Origin of the sequence: Methylobacterium sp. J-026 (assembly GCF_022829585.1) — a bacterium.
Lineage (GTDB): Bacteria > Pseudomonadota > Alphaproteobacteria > Rhizobiales > Beijerinckiaceae > Methylobacterium.
On record NZ_JAKSYC010000100.1, the window covers coordinates 23,954 to 42,302 of the forward strand.

Annotated in this window: 21 protein-coding genes; 9 read left to right on the forward strand and 12 right to left on the reverse strand. The window is 71.4% G+C overall.

Going from position 1 to position 18,349, the window contains the following annotated elements; all coding sequences use genetic code 11:
- Positions 1 to 130 precede the first annotated feature (130 nt).
- A complete protein-coding gene (locus MKK69_RS09740) occupies positions 131 to 652 on the forward strand; it encodes a cysteine dioxygenase (protein ID WP_243967567.1) in 522 nt (173 codons plus the stop codon).
- 18 nt (positions 653 to 670) lie between these two features.
- Here the strand turns inward: MKK69_RS09740 and MKK69_RS09745 are convergent, their stop codons facing one another.
- Positions 671 to 1,132 (reverse strand): Lrp/AsnC family transcriptional regulator, encoded by a 462-nt coding sequence (locus MKK69_RS09745; RefSeq protein ID WP_243967568.1) that lies wholly within the window; start codon positions 1,130 to 1,132, stop codon positions 671 to 673.
- 23 nt (positions 1,133 to 1,155) lie between these two features.
- Positions 1,156 to 2,280 carry a 2'-deoxycytidine 5'-triphosphate deaminase gene (locus tag MKK69_RS09750; RefSeq protein WP_243967569.1) on the reverse strand — a complete coding sequence of 375 codons (1,125 nt, stop codon included), beginning with the start codon at positions 2,278 to 2,280 and terminating at the stop codon, positions 1,156 to 1,158.
- 275 nt (positions 2,281 to 2,555) lie between these two features.
- Here MKK69_RS09750 and apaG point away from each other — a divergent pair, with 275 nt between their 5' ends.
- From apaG to speG, 3 genes are read left to right on the forward strand one after another with little or no spacing between them, the layout of a single operon-like run.
- Complete coding sequence (apaG, locus tag MKK69_RS09755) at positions 2,556 to 2,948, forward strand: Co2+/Mg2+ efflux protein ApaG (RefSeq protein ID WP_043355208.1); 393 nt, start codon at positions 2,556 to 2,558, stop codon at positions 2,946 to 2,948.
- Between the two features lie 34 nt (positions 2,949 to 2,982).
- Positions 2,983 to 4,149 (forward strand): acetylornithine deacetylase, encoded by a 1,167-nt coding sequence (gene argE / locus MKK69_RS09760; RefSeq protein ID WP_243967570.1) that lies wholly within the window; start codon positions 2,983 to 2,985, stop codon positions 4,147 to 4,149.
- A 17-nt stretch (positions 4,150 to 4,166) separates the two neighbouring features.
- Positions 4,167 to 4,715: a spermidine N1-acetyltransferase gene (gene speG / locus MKK69_RS09765; RefSeq protein WP_409564792.1), complete on the forward strand. Its 549-nt coding sequence runs from the start codon at positions 4,167 to 4,169 to the stop codon at positions 4,713 to 4,715.
- Between the two features lie 316 nt (positions 4,716 to 5,031).
- On the opposite strand, the gene MKK69_RS09770 is transcribed toward speG, so the two are convergent.
- The 3 genes from MKK69_RS09770 to MKK69_RS09780 form a co-directional block, all read right to left on the reverse strand.
- Positions 5,032 to 6,063 (reverse strand): Hsp33 family molecular chaperone, encoded by a 1,032-nt coding sequence (locus MKK69_RS09770; protein WP_243967573.1) that lies wholly within the window; start codon positions 6,061 to 6,063, stop codon positions 5,032 to 5,034.
- Positions 6,064 to 6,314: 251 nt separating this feature from the next.
- Positions 6,315 to 7,295 (reverse strand): ornithine carbamoyltransferase, encoded by a 981-nt coding sequence (gene argF / locus MKK69_RS09775; protein WP_243967574.1) that lies wholly within the window; start codon positions 7,293 to 7,295, stop codon positions 6,315 to 6,317.
- A gap of 168 nt (positions 7,296 to 7,463) precedes the next feature.
- Complete coding sequence (locus tag MKK69_RS09780; protein ID WP_243967575.1) at positions 7,464 to 8,654, reverse strand: aspartate aminotransferase family protein; 1,191 nt, start codon at positions 8,652 to 8,654, stop codon at positions 7,464 to 7,466.
- A 307-nt stretch (positions 8,655 to 8,961) separates the two neighbouring features.
- On the opposite strand from MKK69_RS09780, the gene MKK69_RS09785 reads away from it, so the two are divergent.
- From MKK69_RS09785 to MKK69_RS09800, 4 genes are all read left to right on the forward strand, one after another.
- Positions 8,962 to 9,435, forward strand: a complete 474-nt coding sequence (locus MKK69_RS09785; protein ID WP_243967576.1) for a RidA family protein — start codon at positions 8,962 to 8,964, stop codon at positions 9,433 to 9,435.
- 1 nt (position 9,436) lies between these two features.
- Positions 9,437 to 10,186: a glycerophosphodiester phosphodiesterase family protein gene (locus MKK69_RS09790; RefSeq protein WP_243967577.1), complete on the forward strand. Its 750-nt coding sequence runs from the start codon at positions 9,437 to 9,439 to the stop codon at positions 10,184 to 10,186.
- Positions 10,187 to 10,356: 170 nt separating this feature from the next.
- Positions 10,357 to 11,637 (forward strand): GNAT family N-acetyltransferase, encoded by a 1,281-nt coding sequence (locus MKK69_RS09795; RefSeq protein ID WP_243967578.1) that lies wholly within the window; start codon positions 10,357 to 10,359, stop codon positions 11,635 to 11,637.
- A complete protein-coding gene (locus MKK69_RS09800) occupies positions 11,634 to 12,794 on the forward strand; it encodes a M20 aminoacylase family protein (protein ID WP_243967579.1) in 1,161 nt (386 codons plus the stop codon). Before MKK69_RS09795 ends, MKK69_RS09800 begins: the two co-directional genes overlap by 4 nt.
- Before the next feature lie 9 nt (positions 12,795 to 12,803).
- Here the strand turns inward: MKK69_RS09800 and MKK69_RS09805 are convergent, their stop codons facing one another.
- The 3 genes from MKK69_RS09805 to modC all read right to left on the reverse strand — a co-directional run bounded on the left by MKK69_RS09805 (position 12,804) and on the right by modC (position 15,376).
- Complete coding sequence (locus tag MKK69_RS09805) at positions 12,804 to 13,346, reverse strand: TetR/AcrR family transcriptional regulator (RefSeq protein WP_243967580.1); 543 nt, start codon at positions 13,344 to 13,346, stop codon at positions 12,804 to 12,806.
- Between the two features lie 5 nt (positions 13,347 to 13,351).
- Positions 13,352 to 13,819 (reverse strand): DUF1348 family protein, encoded by a 468-nt coding sequence (locus tag MKK69_RS09810; RefSeq protein ID WP_243967581.1) that lies wholly within the window; start codon positions 13,817 to 13,819, stop codon positions 13,352 to 13,354.
- A 453-nt stretch (positions 13,820 to 14,272) separates the two neighbouring features.
- A complete protein-coding gene (gene modC, locus MKK69_RS09815; protein WP_243967582.1) occupies positions 14,273 to 15,376 on the reverse strand; it encodes a molybdenum ABC transporter ATP-binding protein in 1,104 nt (367 codons plus the stop codon).
- Positions 15,377 to 15,438: 62 nt separating this feature from the next.
- On the opposite strand from modC, the gene MKK69_RS09820 reads away from it, so the two are divergent.
- Positions 15,439 to 16,119 (forward strand): glutathione S-transferase, encoded by a 681-nt coding sequence (locus MKK69_RS09820; RefSeq protein ID WP_243967584.1) that lies wholly within the window; start codon positions 15,439 to 15,441, stop codon positions 16,117 to 16,119.
- 63 nt (positions 16,120 to 16,182) lie between these two features.
- Here MKK69_RS09820 and modB read toward each other — a convergent pair whose 3' ends face one another.
- The 4 genes from modB to MKK69_RS09840 all read right to left on the reverse strand — a co-directional run bounded on the left by modB (position 16,183) and on the right by MKK69_RS09840 (position 18,346).
- Positions 16,183 to 16,875, reverse strand: coding sequence for a molybdate ABC transporter permease subunit (modB, locus tag MKK69_RS09825; RefSeq protein ID WP_243967585.1), 693 nt, complete (start codon positions 16,873 to 16,875; stop codon positions 16,183 to 16,185).
- 13 nt (positions 16,876 to 16,888) lie between these two features.
- The gene (modA, locus tag MKK69_RS09830) at positions 16,889 to 17,704 is read right to left on the reverse strand and encodes a molybdate ABC transporter substrate-binding protein (protein WP_243967586.1); all 816 of its coding nucleotides are present in this window, start codon (positions 17,702 to 17,704) and stop codon (positions 16,889 to 16,891) included.
- A 141-nt stretch (positions 17,705 to 17,845) separates the two neighbouring features.
- Positions 17,846 to 18,043: a hypothetical protein gene (locus tag MKK69_RS09835; RefSeq protein WP_243967587.1), complete on the reverse strand. Its 198-nt coding sequence runs from the start codon at positions 18,041 to 18,043 to the stop codon at positions 17,846 to 17,848.
- Positions 18,044 to 18,202: 159 nt separating this feature from the next.
- Positions 18,203 to 18,346 (reverse strand): hypothetical protein, encoded by a 144-nt coding sequence (locus MKK69_RS09840; RefSeq protein WP_243967588.1) that lies wholly within the window; start codon positions 18,344 to 18,346, stop codon positions 18,203 to 18,205.
- Positions 18,347 to 18,349: the final 3 nt, after the last annotated feature.

An 18,349-nucleotide genomic window follows, 5' to 3' on the forward strand; every position in this document is an offset into this window, starting at 1 on the left:
CTCGCAGAGGCCGGATCACGCAATGGCGGCGCCGCAAACGACGGTCTCGGCGTGAAGAACGCAAACATCTGCCGGCCGGCACGCGATAAGATCTTTTCAGTCCCAACGAGCGGGGCGCAGGAGATCCCCGATGGTGCCGTCGATCACGTCCGCCGCTGTCGAGGCGATGATGTCGGATCTCGCGGGATCGGCCCGCCGCGCGCCCGAGGCCTATCTCGCCGCCGCCCGGTCGACGCTGCTGCGCATCCTGTCCCGGCCTGAACTGCTCGACCCATCGCGGCTGGTCGGCCGGGGCGAGGGCCTGAGCCGCAACCTGCTGTTCGGCACGGAGGCGATCAGCGTCTGGGCGATGGTCTGGCCACCCGGCGTCGCGACGCCGGTCCACGACCACCATTGCTCATGCTGTTTCGGCCTGCTGCGCGGTGCCCTGCGCGAGACCTGGTACCGGCCGATCAGCGACACCCACGCGGTGGCGACCCTGGACGCCGTCCGCCAGCCCGGCTTCGTCGCCTGCATGATGCCGTCCGGGCCGAACCTGCACCGGATCGCCAATGACGGACCGGAGGCGGCCGTGTCGATCCACGTCTACGGCTACGATCACCGGGTGCAGGCCTCCTCGATCCACCGGACCTACGAGATCGCCGAGGGCTGACGGGCGGGGCCGGCCCGCTCAGGCCATGTAGAGCGTCGGGACGGCGGTCGTGTACTTCATCTCCTCCATGGCGATGGAGGAGGACAGGTTCGAGAAGTCGAGCTTGGCGATGAGCCGCTGGTAGACGGCGTCGTAGGCCTCGATATCGGGCACCACGATGCGCAGCAGGTAGTCGATCTCGCCGGTGAGGCGCCACGCCTCGACGATCTCGGGGAAATCGGCGACGATCCGCCGGAACGCCTCGGACCAGTCGGCGGCGTGGCGCGGCGCCTTGACGGCCACGAACACCGTCGTCGGGACATTGACCTTGCGGCGGTCGACCAGCGCGACCCGGCGCCGGATCACGCCCGTCGCTTCGAGCTTCTTCACCCGCCGCCAGCACGGCGCCGCGCTGATGCCGACCCGCTCGGCGAGTTCGGCCACGGGGAGCGTGGCATCCTGCTGGAGGATGTCCAGGATCTTCCGGTCCACCGCGTCCATGCGATCGATGCGTCCGGCTGGCGCTAGAGGAAGAAGTGCTTCGAGAGCTTCAGGCCCTGGGCCTGGTAGTTCGAGCCCGCGCCCGCCCCGTAGAGCGTCTCCGGCTCGGCCAGCATGCGCTCGTAGACGAGGCGGCCGACGATCTGGCCGTCCTCCAGCAGGAACGGCACGTCGCGGGAGCGGACCTCCAGCACGGCGCGGCTGCCCGCGCCCCCCGCCCCGGCATAGCCGAAGCCCGGATCGAAGAAGCCCGCGTAATGGACCCGGAACTCCCCGACCAGGGGATCGAACGGCACCATCTCGGCGGCGTGGTCCGGGGGGACCTGGACCGATTCCTTCGAGGCCAGGATGTAGAACTGGCCGGGATCGAGGATCAGGCTACCCGATCCGTCGGCGGCGAGCGGCTCCCAGAAATCGGCGGCGCGGTGGCGCCCGGGGGCGTCGACGTCGACGAGGCCGGTGTGTCGCTTGGCCCGGTAGCCGATCAGCCCGTCGAATCCGGACAGGTCCACCGAGACCGCGACGCCGCCCTGGAAGGACGGGCTGCCCACATCGACCAGGGCCGAGCGGGCGTGGAGCCGGCCGAGTTCGGCCTCGCTCAGCCGCGGCGCTCCGCGGCGGAAGCGGATCTGGGACAGGCGCGAGCCGGTGCGGACCAGGACCGGGAAGGTGCGCGGGGAGATCTCGGCGTAGAGCGGGCCGTCATAGCCGGGCTCGACCTGATCGAACGCCTCGCCCCGGTCGGTGATCACCCGGGTGAACACGTCGATGCGCCCGGTGGAACTCTTCGGATTCGCCGCCGCCGCGAGATCGCCGGGCAGCGACAGGCGCTCCTGCAACTCCGCGATGTAGACGCATCCGGTCTCGAGGACCGCCCCGGGGCGCAGGTCGATCCGGTGCAGCGACAGGTGCTCGACGCAGGCCTGGACCGTGCGTCCCGCACCCGGCAGGAAACTCGTGCGCACCCGATAGGCCGTGTCGCCGAGGCGCAGATCGATACTGGCGGGCTGGATCTGATCGGCCGCGAACGGGTGCGCGGTGCGGATCCCGCCCGCCTGTGCCAGGGCCGCGATGGCCTGGGCCGGCAGGATGCCGCCGCGGCTCTCCGGGCCCGAATCGGCAGCCCCCGTGCCTGCGCCCGCTGTCATCGCGCCCGTCTCTCCCTCGCGTGCCGCCGGCCGGTCCGCGGCGACCGCCTATTTCCGCCGGGACTGGCTAACGCGGCCTTAATCTGGTCTCCCACCCGGCACAGCGCGTCCCGAGTCGAACCCGCGGCGGCACCCGTCCGGCGTCCGGACCGGGACCGCGCGAGGTAGTCCGCCGCAATTGACGGCGATTCCGCCGCCAACTACCACCGCGCAGGAAGCGCGTTTCATTCTGCTTCAGCGAATCGCATTGTCCGAAAGAAGGGCCAAATAGGGCGATGTACAAGGCCGAGACGCGGGGAATTAGTGTGACCGTTCAGTCCCGTTTCGTCGAGGAGGAATCTTCGCCGAACGAGAGCCGTTATTTCTTCGCCTACACGGTGGAGATCGTGAATAACGGCAGCGAGCAGGTCCAGCTCCGCTCGCGGCATTGGCGCATCATCGACGGGCACGGCGCCTGCCAGGAAGTGCGGGGGACCGGCGTGGTCGGCAAGCAGCCGGTGCTGGAGCCCGGCGAGTCCTTCTGCTACACCAGCGGCTGCCCGCTGAACACGCCCGACGGGCTGATGGCCGGCAGCTACACCATGGCGACGGTGGCCGGTGAGAGCTTCGAGGCCGAGATCCCCGCCTTCTCCCTCGACAGCCCGCACGTCCGCCGAAGCCTTCACTGAGGTCCCGGGCCGGGGCCTCGCCCCGGAGGAACCCATGCCCGCGACCGGCGAGCGGCTGAGCCCGCTCGACATGCTGGCCCGCCTCGTGTCCTTCGACACCGAGAGCGACTCGTCCAACCTCCCGCTGATCGAGGCCGTCTGCGACTACCTCGACGGCTGGGGCGTCCCGTACCTGCACCTGCCGAATGCGGGCTTCGACAAGGCCGCCGTCCTCGCCACGATCGGCCCGATGGTCGATGGCGGCGTCGTGCTGTCCGGCCATACCGACGTGGTCCCGACATTGGGCCAGGCCTGGAGCAGCGACCCGTTCACGCTGCGCGTCGCCGATGGGCGGGCCTACGGCCGCGGCGCGGTCGACATGAAGGGCTTCGACGCCCTGGTCCTGGCGCTGGTGCCCGACATGCTGGCGGCCGACCTGAAGCGGCCGATCCACATCCTGCTGTCCTACGACGAGGAGACCACCTGCCTCGGCTCGATGGACGGGATCGCGCGGTTCGGCGCCGACCTGCCGAGGCCCGGCGCGGTGATCGTGGGCGAGCCCACCGGCATGGAGGTGGCGGACGCGCACAAGAGCATCGTCACCTGCCTCACCACCGTCCACGGCCGCGAGGCCCACTCGGCCCGGCCGGCCCTCGGGGCCAATGCGGTGGCGGCCGCCTGCGACCTCGTCGCCGGCCTCAACCGGATCGCCGACGCCATGATTGAGCGCGGCGACGCCTCCGGCCGGTTCGATCCGGCCGCCACCACGGTCCATGTCGGGACGATCCAGGGCGGCACCGCCCGGAACATCATCGCCAAGGAGTGCCGCTTCCACTGGGAGTATCGCGGCCTTCCGGATCTCGACCCGGCCGAGATCCCGCGGCTCTTCGCCGAGGAGACCGCGCGGGTGACCCGGGAGCGCCTCAACCGCTACGGCGATTTCGGGCGGATCGAGACGCTGCAGGAAGTCGATATCCCGGGGCTGGCCCCCGAGCCCGGCTCGGAGGCCGAACGGCTCTGCCTGCGGCTCGCCGGGCGCAATCGCACCGTCGCGGTGCCCTACGCCACCGAGGCCGGGCGGTTCCAGGCGGCGGGCATCCCGACCGTCGTCTGCGGGCCCGGCGACATCGCCCAGGCCCACCAGCCCGACGAGTTCATCACCCTCGAGGCCCTCGGCCAGGGTGAGCGGTTCCTGCGTAACCTGATCGAGGCCTGTGCGTGATGAACGCGCTCATCGGAATCACCATCAAGCTGCGGCCGCTGGAGCGGGAGGACCTGCGCTTCGTCCACCAGCTCAACAACAACGACAGCATCATGCGCTACTGGTTCGAGGAGGCCTACGAGTCCTTCGCCGAGCTGCAGCAGCTCTACGAGCGCAACATCCACAACCAGACCGAGCGGCGCTTCATCGTGGCCGATCCGACCGGCGAGCCGGCCGGGCTGATCGAGCTGGTGGAGATCAACCACCTGCACCGGCGCTGCGAGTTCCAGATCGCGATCCATCCCAACTTCCAGGGCCGCGGCTATGCCTGGCAGGCCACGCGGATCGCCATGGATTACGCGTTCAGCGTGCTCAACATCCACAAGCTCTACCTGCACGTGGACCGGGACAATGCCCGGGCCGTGCGCATCTACGAGCGCTGCGGCTTCCGTCCCGAGGGCGTGCTCAAGGACGAGTTCTTCGTGAACGGGCGCTACCGCGACGCCGTGCGGATGTGCCTGTTCCAGCCGGATTATCTCAAGGCCCGCGGCAGCGGCGACATCGCCGAGCCCGTGCTCAAGGTGTGAGCGGATCCGGGTCGTGCCGCGGATGGCGGGGTGATCGGCCGCTCCTCCCGGGGACGGTTTATACGTCGTGTTCGGGATTCTCGCGCGGTCGATGCGTCTGGCCGCCCGGAACTGCCAAGCGCCTGCTCTCCCCCGCAGCGACGAGATTCAAACGTCGCTTCCGAATGAGGGCAGCGGTCGAGCCCATACGCGCCCTCCTTCACAGTCGCGCGCGCGTCAGGCAGCCCAATGCATACCGGAATTCATCCGTTCCGCACGGTAATCCCGACCCTAATATCGTAAAGAAACGCTGCCATCTCCATCGTGAAGGCAGTGTCTACTGACGAGGCTGCTCCGCGATCTCGGCCTCGACCGCCTGCGGGTCGAGTTCGTAGCGCCGCGAGCAGAACTCGCAGGTGATCACGATGCGCCCGTCATCCGCCACCATGTCATGCCGTTCCTGCGGGGAGAAGGAGCGGATCATGCCCATCACCCGCGCCTGCGAGCAGCGGCAGGTCTCCTGCACGGTCTGGCGGTCGAACACCCGCACGCCGCGCTCGTGGAACAGCCGGTAGAGCAGGCGCTCGCTCGACACGTTGGGGTCGACCAGCTCGTGATCCTCGACCGTCGCCACGAGGGAGCGCGCCTCGACCCAGGCATCGTCCTCCGGCGCCCCCCCCGAGAGGTGCACGTGGCCCTCCGGGATGTCCCCCGGCGGCAGGTCGGCGAGGCGGGCCCGGTCCACAGACTGGGGCAGGAACTGCACGATCAGCCCCCCGGCCCGCCAGCGCCCGGTGCTCTCCTCCAGCGATTCGGCGACCGCGAGGCGCACCTGCGTCGGGATCTGCTCGGACTGGCGGAAATACTGATGCGCCGCTTCCTCCAGGCTCTGGCCATCCAGGGCGACGACGCCCTGGTAGCGGCTGGAGGCGGTGCCCTGGTCGATGGTCATGGCGAGATGGCCCGCCCCGATCAGGTCGCGATCCTTCAGCGGACCCGCACCGAGGGCTGCGACCCGCTCCGGCGCGAAGCGCGCGGTGGCGCGCAGGCGGTCCGGCGCCTCGAAATCCACCACGATCATCGCCACCGGCCCGTCGGTCTTGGTCTGCAACTGGAACCGGCCGTCGAACTTCAGCGAGGAGCCCAGCAGCACCGTGAGCGCGGCGGCCTCGCCGAGCAGCCGCGCGACCGGGTCCGGATAGCCGTGGCGGCGCAGGATCGTGTCCACGGCGGGGCCGAGCCGGACGATGCGCCCGCGCACGTCCAGGGCCTCCACCGCGAAGGGCAGCACCGCGTCGTCTTCACCCGCGTGGCCGTTCCCGGTCGCTGCGTGCTGCGGCTGGGATTGCGATTGATGTCCTGACGTCATGCCCTCTCCGATCGATCCGTCCCGGCGAGGCGTGGGTTCCTCGTCCCGAGGGGCGGGGCGGCGTGAGGAAATGACCTTGGCGGTGCGATCGGATCCCTCAGCCCCGCCTGCGCCCCCGCGGGAGAACGGGCGCGATGCGCCAGATCCGTTGCCGGGATGCCGCCTGCCGGCAGCCGTGATGGGGATGCGGGCCGCCTGCGCGGCCCGCTCAGCCTATATGGTGCGCCGGTCCCGCGAGCGCGAGCCCGGGATCAGAGCCCGCTGGCCCGCAGGCACCAAGCCAGGATCCCCTTCTGCGCGTGCAGGCGGTTCTCGGCCTCATCGAACACCACGGAGCGCGGGCCGTCCATCACCTCGGCGGTCACCTCTTCGCCGCGATGGGCCGGCAGGCAATGCATGAAGATCGCGTCCGGGTTCGCCGCGGCCATCAATTTGGCATTGACCTGATAGGGGCTCAGCAGGTTGTGGCGGTGGGCCTCGTCGTCGTCGCCCATCGAGACCCAGCAATCCGTCACCACGGCATCGGCGCCGGCCACGGCCGCGAACGCGTCGGTCGTCACGTGGACGGCGGCGCCTTCCTGCTTCGCCCAGGCGAGGAGCCCCGGCGGCGGCGCGAGTTCTGGGGGGCTGGCGACGTTCAGGGTGAAGTCGAACCGCGCGGCCGCGTGGACCCAGCTCGCCAGCACGTTGTTGGCATCGCCCGACCACGCCACGGTGCGGCCCTTGATCGGCCCGCGATGCTCCTCGAAGGTCAGCACGTCGGCCATGATCTGGCAGGGATGCGAGACCTTGGTCAGGGCGTTGATCACCGGCACCGTGGCGTGCTCGGCCAGTTCCAGCATCTGCCCGTGGTCGAGGATGCGGATCATGATCGCGTCGACGAAGCGGGACAGCACCTGCGCGGTGTCGCCGATGGTCTCGCCGCGGCCGAGCTGCATCTCTGAGCCGGTGAGCATCAGGGTCTCGCCGCCGAGCTCACGCATGGCCACGTCGAAGGAGACGCGGGTGCGGGTCGAGGGCCGGTCGAACACCATCGCGAGGGTCTTGCCGGTGAGCGGGCGCTCGGCCGCTCGCTCGCCCTTGCGGCGGCGCGCCTTGATGGCGGCGCTGGCGTCGAGGACCTGGCGCAGCTCCGCCCCGGACAAATCCGTGAGATCGAGGAAGTGGCGAGGGCCGGCACCGTTCAGGTGCGGGGCCGGGGCCTCGGCCCGGCCATTCATCTGGGCTTTCATCGCGTCACAATAACTAGAGTCAGCTCAACGATCACCTGATCATGAACGGCACTCTATCTCCTTGCAGGGGCATTCCCGTCAGACACGGCGGGATCGACCGTATCCGGAAACGCTTCAGGCCGCCCGCCGCGGGGCGGCGGACGGTGTTCGACGGTCCGGGAATCGGACCTATTCGGCCGCGCCGCGCACGGCCTCGAAACCAGAGGCGGCCGCGTCGAGGCGGCGGACCGCCTCGTCGATCTCGGCATCGCCGATGGTGAGCGGCGGCAGCAGGCGGACGATGTTGTCGCCCGCCGGGATCACCAGCAGATGCGCGTCCCGGGCCGCGGCGGCGAAATCGGTGTTGGGCACGCCGAGCTTGAGGCCGAGCATCAGCCCCTCGCCGCGGATCTCCTGGAACACGTGGGGGTGGCGGTCGCGCAGGGCCGCGAGCTTCTGCTTGAGCAGCAGGCCGGAGCGGGCGACGCGCTCGAGGAAGCCGTCCGCCAGGACGACGTCCAGCACCGCGTTGCCCACGGCCATCGCCAGCGGATTGCCCCCGAAGGTGGTGCCGTGCGTGCCCGCGGTCATGCCGCGTGCGGCCTCGCGGGTCGCCAAGCAGGCGCCCATCGGGAAGCCGCCGCCGATGCCCTTGGCCACGCTCATGATGTCCGGGGTGATGCCCGACCATTCATGGGCGAACAGACGGCCGGTGCGGCCGACGCCGGTCTGGACCTCGTCCATGATCAGGAGCAGGCCGTGCGCGTCGCAGATCTCCCGCAGGCGACGGAGCTCCGCGTGGGGAATCACCCGCACGCCGCCCTCCCCCTGAATCGGCTCGATCATCAGCGCCGCCGTCTCGGGCCCGATGACGGCCTCCAGGGCGGCGAGATCACCGGTCGGAACCTGGTCGAATCCCTCGACCCGGGGCCCGAAGCCCTCCAGGTATTTCTGCTGGCCGCCGGCCGCGAGGGTCGCCAGCGTCCGCCCGTGGAAGGCGCCCGCGAAGGTGACGATCCGGTAGCGTTCCGGATTGCCCCCGGCCGCGTGGTACTTGCGGGCGATCTTGATCGCCGCCTCGTTGGCCTCCGCGCCCGAGTTGCAGAAGAAGACCACGTCCGCGAAGGTCGCGTCCGCCAAGCGCTGCCCGAGGTGCTCGCCGCCGGGGATCTCGAACAGGTTCGAGGTGTGCCAGATCCGATTCGCCTGCTCGGTGAGCGCGCCGACGAGGTGCGGATGGGCGTGGCCCAGGCCGTTCACCGCGATGCCCGCGCCGAAGTCGAGATATCGCTCGCCGCCCTCGGTCTCGAGCCAGGCGCCCGCGCCGCGCGCGAAGGCGAGCGGCGCGCGGACGTAGGTCGGCAGAAGGGCTGACGTCACGGGTCCCGTCTCCGTCTCTCGTAATGGCCGGAGCAAGCGTAGCCGGCTCCAAATGAAAGTGCCGCCTCAGTCATGGGCGGCACGCGCGCGATTACTATGAAAGTGCGCGGCGCTGTCAACGTTTCAATGGTCTTCCGCCCCGCGCGGCAGGTCTGCGCGAAGCCCGGGACGGCGCGGTTCTAGCCTGCCCATGGGGTGGCAGCGGGGCGCGGCGGCCGTCCGGGATCTGCCGTGCGCCCCCCTTGCGCCGCGGGGGACGGCCGTGCTCCTGACGGGCACGGATTCGCGGGAATCGAGGGAAGGTCCGATGAGCACGGTCAAGGAACGCCTGGAAACGCTGGACCTCGCCCTGCCGAAGGCGGCGGCGCCGGTGGCCAACTACGTGCCGTTCGTGCGCACCGGCAACCTCGTGGTGATCTCCGGCCAGGTCTGCTTCGGCGCGGACGGCACCATCGCGGCCGAGCACACGGGCAAGGTCGGCGGCGGCGTCTCCCCGGAGGCCGGCAAGGCGGCCGCCCGGCTCTGCGCCCTGAACGTCCTCGCCCAGCTCGAGGCGGCGGTGGGCGACCTCGACCGCGCCCTGGTCCAATGCGTGCGGCTCGGCGGCTTCATCAACGCGGCCCCGGGCTTCTCGGCGGTCGCGGGCGTGATGAACGGTGCCTCCGACTTGATGGTCGCGCTGCTCGGCGACCGTGGGCGCCATGCCCGCTCCACCGTCGGCGTCGCGGAACTCCCCCTCGACGCCGCCGTCGAGGTCGAGGCGATGTTCGAGGTCCGCTAGCGTGGCCGCCCCCGACTGGCTGACCGCGCGGCCGATCGCCCATCGCGGGTTGCACGACCGGGGGGCGGGCCGGCCGGAGAACACCCTGGCGGCCGCCCGCGCCGCGATCGCCGGCGGGTTCGCGATCGAGTGCGACGTGCAGCTGAGCGCCGACGGCGAGGCGATGGTGTTCCACGACGCCGCCCTGGGCCGGCTCACGGAGGCGCGCGAGGCGGTGGCGGAGCGCTCGGCGGCCGAACTCGGGACGCTCGCCGTCGCCGGGACCGCGGAGACGATCCCGACCCTGCCGGCCTTCCTGGCGGCGGTGGCCGGGGCGGTGCCGGTGGTGATCGAGGTGAAGTCGCGCTACGACGGCGACCTGCGGCTCGCGACCCGCGCCGCACAGGTCGCCGCCGCCTATGAGGGCCCGGTGGCGCTGAAATCCTTCGACCCGCAGGTGGTGGCAGGCCTACGCCCCCTGTGTCCGGCCACGATCCCCCGAGGCATCGTGGCGGAGACGACCCAGGACGATCCGGTCTACGCGGCGCTGCCGCCGAGCGACCGCCTGGCCCTGTCCAACCTGCTGCACTTCGCCGAGACCCGGCCCGACTTCCTGTCCTGGCGGGTGGACGACCTGCCCTGTGCGCCGACCTATCTCTGCCGGCTGCTCGGGCGGATCCCGGTCATGGCCTGGACCGTGAGGACCGAGGACCAGCGCGCCCGCGCGGGCGCGCACGCGGACCAGATGGTGTTCGAGGGGTTCGTGCCGTGAGCCGACCGGCCCTGCCCCGTCGGGTCCCCGATCGCGTCCGTGTTGGCGCGCTCCGGATGGACCTGCGGCTGACGCCGCAGTTTCGGACAGGGCCCCGCTGAAAGGCTTCCCGCGCTGCCGCGCGCATCCGCCCGCTTGCCCCTCCTCCGGGTCGGACTAGACTAGGTGCCATGAAGCAAGCACCCGGGCCGATGCCGGAGACCGCCGCGCTCACCGTGCGCGCGCTTCCCGGATTGAAGGAGATCGGCGCGGCGGATTGGGATGCCTGCGCCTTCTCCCCCGAGACCCTGGCGGCCGGCGACGAGACCCACAACCCGTTCGTCTCGCACGCCTTCCTCTCGGCGCTGGAGGATTCGGGCTGCGTCTCGCGCCGGACCGGGTGGCTGCCGCTCCACGTCTCGATCGAGCGCGACGGCCGGCGGCTCGGCGTCGCGCCCTGCTACCTGAAATCGCACAGCCAGGGCGAATACGTGTTCGACCACGGCTGGGCCGACGCCTATGAGCGCGCCGGCGGGTCGTACTACCCGAAGCTCCAGGTCAGCGTGCCATTCACGCCGGTGACCGGCCCGCGCTTCCTGATCGCCCCGGGTGCCGATCCGGACGAGGCCACCGCCGGCCTGATCGCCGGCCTGCGGGCGCTGCGGGGCGAGACCAAGGCCTCCTCGGTCCACGTGACCTTCATGCGGGAAGCCGAGTGGGACCGGGCCGGCGAGGCGGGCTTCCTGCAACGCACCGACCAGCAGTTCCATTGGGAGAACGACGGCTACGCGGGCTTCGACGACTTCCTCGCCGCCCTCGCCTCGCGGAAACGGAAGAACATCCGCAAGGAACGGCGCGACGCGCTGGCCCCCGGCATCACCGTCGAGCACCTCACCGGCGCCGCCATCACCGAGGCGCATTGGGACGCGTTCTACGCCTTCTATACGGATACCGGCTCCCGGAAATGGGGGCGGCCCTACCTGAACCGCCGGTTCTTCTCGCTGCTCTCGGAGCGCATGGCCGACCGGGTGCTGCTGGTGATGGCCAAGCGGTCCGGCGCCTACATCGCCGGCGCCATCAACCTGATCGGCGACACGGCGCTCTACGGGCGCAACTGGGGCTGCGTCGAGGACCATCCGTTCCTGCATTTCGAGGTCTGCTACTATCAGGCGATCGACTTCGCGATCGCCCGGGGCCTGAAGCGGGTCGAGGCCGGGGCGCAGGGAGAGCACAAGCTCGCCCGGGGCTATCGCCCGGTGCTGATGCACTCGGCCCACGACATCGCCGACCCGGCGCTCCGCCGCGCGGTGGCCGATTACTTGCAGCGGGAGCGTGCCCACGTCGCCGAGGCGGTGGACGTCCTCGACACGCTGACGCCGTTCCGGCGCACGGACGGGGACGGTGCCTGCGGCGGCGCGGCGCCGCCCGAGACGTCCGCTCCCGACAGGTCCCCCGAGAGTTCCGACACATGAGCCCGATCGACCGCATCAACACCTATGCCGACGCGCTGACGGCGCTCCGCCGCGACCTGCACGCCCATCCCGAACTCGGCTTCGAGGAGGTGCGCACCGCCGGCATCGTCGCCGACATGCTGGAGACATTCGGCTGCGAGGTGCATCGCGGCGTCGGCGGCACCGGGGTGGTCGGCCTGCTCAAGGGCCGTACCGACAACGGCCGGCGGATCGGCCTGCGCGCCGACATGGACGCCTTGCCGATCGAGGAGGAGACCAACCTCCCCTATCGCTCCACCTATGCCGGCAAGATGCACGCCTGCGGCCATGACGGCCACACCACGATGCTGCTCGGCGCCGCGCGCTACCTCGCCGAGACCCGCGACTTCGACGGCACGGCGGTCTTCGTGTTCCAGCCCGCGGAGGAAGGGCGGGGCGGCGCCCGGGCCATGCTGAAGGACGGGCTGTTCGAGCGGTTCCCCTGCGACGAGATCTACGGGCTGCACAACCAGCCCGGCGGCGGTGCGGGCACGATCAAGCTGCGTCCCGGACCGATCATGGCGGCGGCCGATTTCTTCGACATCCACATCCGCGGCACCGGCGCCCACGCCGCCCAGCCCCATCGCGGCGTCGACCCGATCGTGGTCGCCACCGGCCTCGCCCAGGCGCTGCAATCGATCGTCTCGCGCAACGCCGACCCCCTGAAGTCGATCGTGCTGTCGATCACCCGGATCGAGGCGGGCTCCGCCTACAACGTCATCCCGGAAACGGCCCACCTCGCCGGGACGATCCGGACCTTCGACCCGGAGATCCGCGCGCTCGCCGGGACGCGGATGCGGGAACTCGCGGCGGGCTTCGCCGCGGCCTACGGCGCCGAGGTGACGGTCGATCTGCAGGACGTGTTCTCGGTCCTGGAGAACGCCCCCGAGCAGGCCGCCGCCGCCGCCGAGGTCGCGACCGAACTGCTCGGCGCCGACAAGGTCGAGGCGAACGTCGTCCCGAAGATGGGCAGCGAGGATTTCGCCGACATGACCCGGGTGGTGCCCGGCGCCTATGTCTGGCTCGGCGCCGGCCCCGGTCCGGGCCTGCACAATGCGGGCTACAATTTCGACGATTCGATCATCCCAACGGGCAGCGCCTTCCTGGCCCGGATGGTCGAGCGCCGCACCGCCGCCTGAGCCCGCGCCTCAAGCGGTCGCGATCCGTGACCGCAGCGTGGCGAGCCTGCGGGTGAAGAGCGCCGGATCGTCCAGAGCCCGCGCCAGGACGATCGCCCCCTGGATCTGCGCCACGACCTCCTCCGCCAGCGCCGTGCTGGCGGATTCGCCATGCCCGGCGCGGCGCAGGGACGCGGCCAGGGCCTCGATCCACCGGGCGAAGTAGCTCCGCACCGCCGCGCCGAACCGATCCCGGCCGGCGCCCAGCGCCAGGACGCCGATCAGGCAGACGCGCTGTCCGGACCGGAAGTAGCGCTCCACCGCCTCGAACATCGCCGACACGGCCTCCCCGGGGGGCTCCCCCTGCCGCAGGGGTGCGAAAATCTCGGACTCGAACCAGCCATCGATCGCGTCGAGCACGCAGGCGGCCATCTCGTCCTTCCCGCCCGGGAAGAGGCGGTAGAGGCTGCCCTTGCCCAGGCCGGTCGCCTGCGTGATCCGCGACAGGCTCGCCCCCTCGTAGCCGTGCTGGCGGAACGCCTCGGCGAGGGCCGGAAGGATCTCGGCCCGCATGGCTGTCAGAGGTCGAGATCGCTCAGGCCGGGATGATCGTCGGGCCGCCGGCCCAGGGGCCAGTGGAATTTCCGGTCGGCTTCGGGGATCGCCAGATCGTTGATGCTGGCGATCCGGCGGCGCATCAGCCCCTGCGCATCGAACTGCCAGTTCTCGTTGCCGTAGGAGCGGAACCATTGCCCGGCCGCATCGTGCCACTCGTAGGCGAAGCGCACCGCGATCCGGTCCCCGCCGAAGGTCCAGATTTCCTTGATCAGCCGGTACTCGAGCTCCCGCGCCCATTTGCGCTGGAGGAAGGCGACGATCGCCGGGCGCCCCGTCAGGAATTCGCTGCGGTTCCGCCACACGCTGTCCGGCGTGTAGGCCAGCGAGACGCGCTCCGGATCGCGCCCGTTCCAGGCATCCTCCGCCATGCGGGCTTTCTGGGCGGCGGTCTCGGCGGTGAAGGGCGGGACGGGCGGGCGGTCCGACATGGCGCGGGCTCTCGAATTTGTACCGATCGGTACAGAGGCGCCTATCGGGTGGCGTGCGTCAAGCGATCTCCGTCCGGGATCAGGACGGGCGGCGACGGTCGCGGAAGTCGGCCGGGGGCGTTCCGACCCGCCGGCGGAACAGGCCGGCGAACCGTTCGGCACATCCGCCCGAGCCGGTCAAAACCGGCGCCGGATCGGCCAAGCCATATGCGGACGCGCCCCGACCGATGTCGACAGGGGGCGACATCGGTGCGAATCTCCGGCTCGCGGTATCGCGCACAGCCAGCATCGAGACGGGGAGGCCCATGTCGCCGGAAGTACGGGAATCGCGCGCCGCCCTCATCCTCCTGGCCGCGTCGGTCGGCGCCGTGCTGGTCTTCGGCGCGTTCACGCTGCTGACCCAGATCGGGTAGCGCCGTCCCAACTGCCCACGGAGACCGGCCGGCTGCGGCGTCAGATCGCCACCGCGGGACGCAGCAGGCCGATGCCCGCCGGGTCGAAGGCGGCGCTCTTGACGATCGCGTGGACCGGTTGCCCGACCGCGAGCCCGAGGTCCCGGACCGCGGCCACGGTCAAGCGCGCCACCAGATGCGCGCCGTTGCAATCGATCTCCACGGACGTCTCCGCGCCCGACGGGACCATCCCGGAGATCCGTCCGGCCAGGACGTTGCGGGCGCTGAGGCCCTGGGGACGGATGGTGGCGACCAGCACGTCGCGGGCGGGGATCCGCACCCGCAGGCGCGTCCCGGCCGGGCGCATCAGCCCCGGCACCAGCAGGCGCCCGGCCGCGCCGGTCAGGCAGGTGAGGCCGGTTGCCGGATCGGTCGCCGCCACGACCATGTCAAGGAGGGCGCCGGCCTCGGCATCGTGGACCGGCACGAGATCGGCCCGGCGCAGGATCGCCTCCGCCGGGCCGGCGGCGGCCACGCGCCCCGCCTCGAGCACCACCACCGTGTTGGCGAGCCGCGCCACCTCCGAGACCGCGTGGCTGACATAGACGATCGGCACCCCGGCCTCGTCGCGCAGGCGCTCGACATAGGGGAGGATCTCGGCCTTGCGGGCCTCGTCCAGCGCCGCCAGGGGCTCGTCCATCAGCAGGAGGCGCGGCCGCGCGAGGAGCGCCCGGCCGATGGCGATCCGCTGGCGCTCGCCCCCGGAGAGACCGGCGGGCCGGCGGTCGAGCAGAGGGCCGATGCCGAGCATGCCGGTCACCGCCGCGAAGGTCGCCGGGTCGGCCCGGTGCCGGGCGACGAGGCGGCCGTACTCGAGGTTGGTCCGCACGCTGAGGTGGGGGAACAGCCGCGCATCCTGGAACACCACGCCGATCCGCCGCCGGTGGGGCGGGAGGAACAGCCCGGCGGCCGTATCGACCAGGGTCGCGCCGTCGGCGACGATCCGGCCGCGGTCCGGCCGGGCGAGGCCGGCGATCAGGTCGATCAGCGTCGTCTTCCCCGAGCCCGAGCGGCCGAACAGGGCGGTGAGCCCCGGCCCGGCCTCGAAGGCCGCGTCGAGGGCGAAGGCTCCCCGGCGGAGGGTGACATCGACCTGAATGCTCACGGCGTGCGACTCGGGTAAGAGCGAGCGCGGCGCGGGCCTGCGCCGGCCGGGACACAGCCCCGATGATCACCGTCCACCATCTCGAGAACAGCCGCTCGCAGCGCGTCCTCTGGCTCCTGGAGGAACTCGGCCTGGCCTACACGGTGAAGCGCTACGCGCGCGATCCGCAGACCCTGCGGGCGCCTCCGGAACTGGTCGCCGTCCATCCCCTGGGCAAGTCGCCGGTGATCACCGACGACCGGATCGTGGTCGCCGAGACGGGTGCGATCGTCAGCTATCTCACCGCCAAGGCCGGGGGCGGGCTGGTGCCGGCCCCGGGGACGGATGCGCACGCCCGCTACGTCTACTGGCTGCACTACGCGGAGGGGTCCGCGATGCCGCCGCTCCTCCTCAAGCTGATCTTCTCCCGCCTGGCGCCGGGCAGCCCGTGGCTCCTGCGTCCCCTGGTCCGCCGGATCGCCGACACCGTGCTGCGGGGCTTCGTCGACCCCGATCTGCGCCGGCACGCGGCGTTCTGGGAGGCGGAGCTCGCCGACCGACCGTATCTCTGCGGTGCGGATTTCACCGCCGCCGACATCATGATGAGCTTCCCGCTGGAGGCGTTCGCGGCGCGGGGCACCGGGCTCGGCCCGCAGGTCCGGGCATGGCTCGGGCGCGTCCAGGCCCGCCCGGCCTATCGGCGGGCGCTGGATGCGGGCGGCCCCTACGCCTACGCCGGGCCGGGCGCGGCCCATACCGGCTGAGGTCCGGGTCACCGGGCCAGCGGCCGTCGCCGGGATGAGGGGTGCGACCGGGGCGGCCATGCGTCAGCCCGCGCCCAGCCGCCGCCCGGCACGGTTCGCCAGGAACTCGGAGACCAGCAGGGCCGTCACCGATATGGCGATCGACACCAGGGTGAGGCGCAGGGCCGGGCCCTCGCCGCCGGGAACCTGGGTGAGCGTGTAGATCGCCGAGGGCAGCGTCTGGGTCTCGCCCGGGATGTTCGACACGAAGGTGATGGTGGCGCCGAACTCGCCCATCGCTTTGGCGAAGGCCAGCACGGCGCCCGCGATACAGCCCGGCAGGCTCAGCGGCAGCGTCACCGTGAGGAACACCGTGAACGGGCTGGCGCCCAGCGTCCCGGCCGCCTGCTCCAGCCGGCGATCCACAGCCTCGATCGACAGCCGCATCGCCCGCACCATCAGGGGGAAGCCCATCACCGCGCAGGCCAGCGCCGCCCCCGTCCAGCGGAAGGCGAGGACGATCCCGATCTCCGCCAGCGCGCCGCCGAGCGGGCCCCGCCGGCCGAAGGCGAGCAGCAGGAGGTAGCCGGTCACCACCGGGGGCAGGATCAGCGGCAGATGGACAAGACCATCGAGGAGCGCCCGCCCGGGGAACCGGCGCCGCGCCAGGAGCCACGCGATCGCGAGGCCGGGGACGAGGCTCGCCAGCGTCGCCACCGTGGCGACCCGCAGGCTCAGGGCGACGGCGGTCCATTCCTCCGGGGTGAGACCCAGCACGGCGGCCGAGCCGCTAGGGGCCGGCTTTGGGCGGCTCGACGACCGTGAAGCCCTGGCGCTCGAAGGCCCCCCGGGCGGCCGGGCTTCGCAGGGCGGTCAGCAGGGCGGCGGCATCGGGATTGTGCGAGTCGCGGATGACGGAAGCCGGGTAGACGATCGGCGGGTGGCTGTCGGCCGGAAAGGTCGCCAGCACGTGGACGCTCGAATCGGCGGCGGCGTCCGTGGCGTAGACGATGCCGAGGGGGGCCTCGCCGCGGGCGACGAGCAGCAGGGCGGCGCGGACATTCTCGGCCTGGGCCACCTGACCCTTCACGGCCTCCCAGGCTCCGAGCTTCTCCAGGGCGGCCTTGCCGTATTTGCCGGCCGGCACGGCATCGATCGTCGCCATGGCGAGCTTGCCGCCGCCGAGCAGTTTCGGCAGCGTCGTCCCGAGATCGGGCGCCAGGGCGATCTGCGGATCGGAGCCGGCGTTCTCGGGGCCCGGCGCGATCAGCACCAGCGCGTTGCGCAGGAGGTCGACCCGCGAGCCCGGCTTCAGGAGCCCGGCCCGCTCGACGTAATCCATCCAGGCCTGATCCGCCGAGATGAACAGGTCGGCCGGCGCCCCCGCCTCGATCTGCTTGGCGAGGGCGTTCGAGCCCGCATAGGAGATCCGGGCCGTCTTACCGGACTCTTTCGTCCAGGCCGCCGCCGCGTCGTCCAGCGCATTCTTCAGGCTCGCCGCGGCGAACACCACCACGGGCTCCGCCGCACGCGCCGGCCGGGATGCGGGGGGCACCGCCAGCATGCCGAGCGCGAGCGCGGCCAGGATCCATCGGCTCAGGCGCATCTAAGCTTCCCTGTCGCGGGCCGCTATATCCGGCCGGGTATGACGGGGATCATAGGGTTGTCGCCGCGCGCGGCCAAGGTCCGCCCGGCCGCGTCCCATCCGGCTGGCGGTGTCCTGTTTTCGAGGGTGTTCCGCCCGGTCTCAGCCGTGCGGGGTCTCACGGGGCTCTGGCGGCGCGGCTTCCGCGCGGTGCAGGCGGCTGAGGAGGACGAGGAGGTGGCCGGGCAGGGGGCCGTCCGGCGTCGGCGCGCCGAAGAGCCGGTCGCGCGGCCGCGACGGTCCGGACGCCTCGTTGACCACCACGGGCCCGCGGGGGCCGGAACGCCTGGACTTGGTCACGCGGTACGCACCCTGCTCAATCGTGATTCACGGCCGAAGCCCGCAAAAACGTGGCGCTGCGCAGCGAGTTCCGCGCGATTCGCCGGAACCTGTGGTTAACGCGTAGACACCATGCCGCATTCCTGGGCGGCCGATCGTGCGAATCCCGGACGCGACCGATCACCAGGTCCGGAGGTCGGGTTTTTCCGTCGATCCGACGTCCGGCTGCCTGTTCATGCCGACCGCCACCAGGAGCCCCCAGAGCCAAGCCGCTCCAGCGGTCGCGAACGCGAAGGCAACGCTGATGAGGAGGGGCGAGGTCATGGA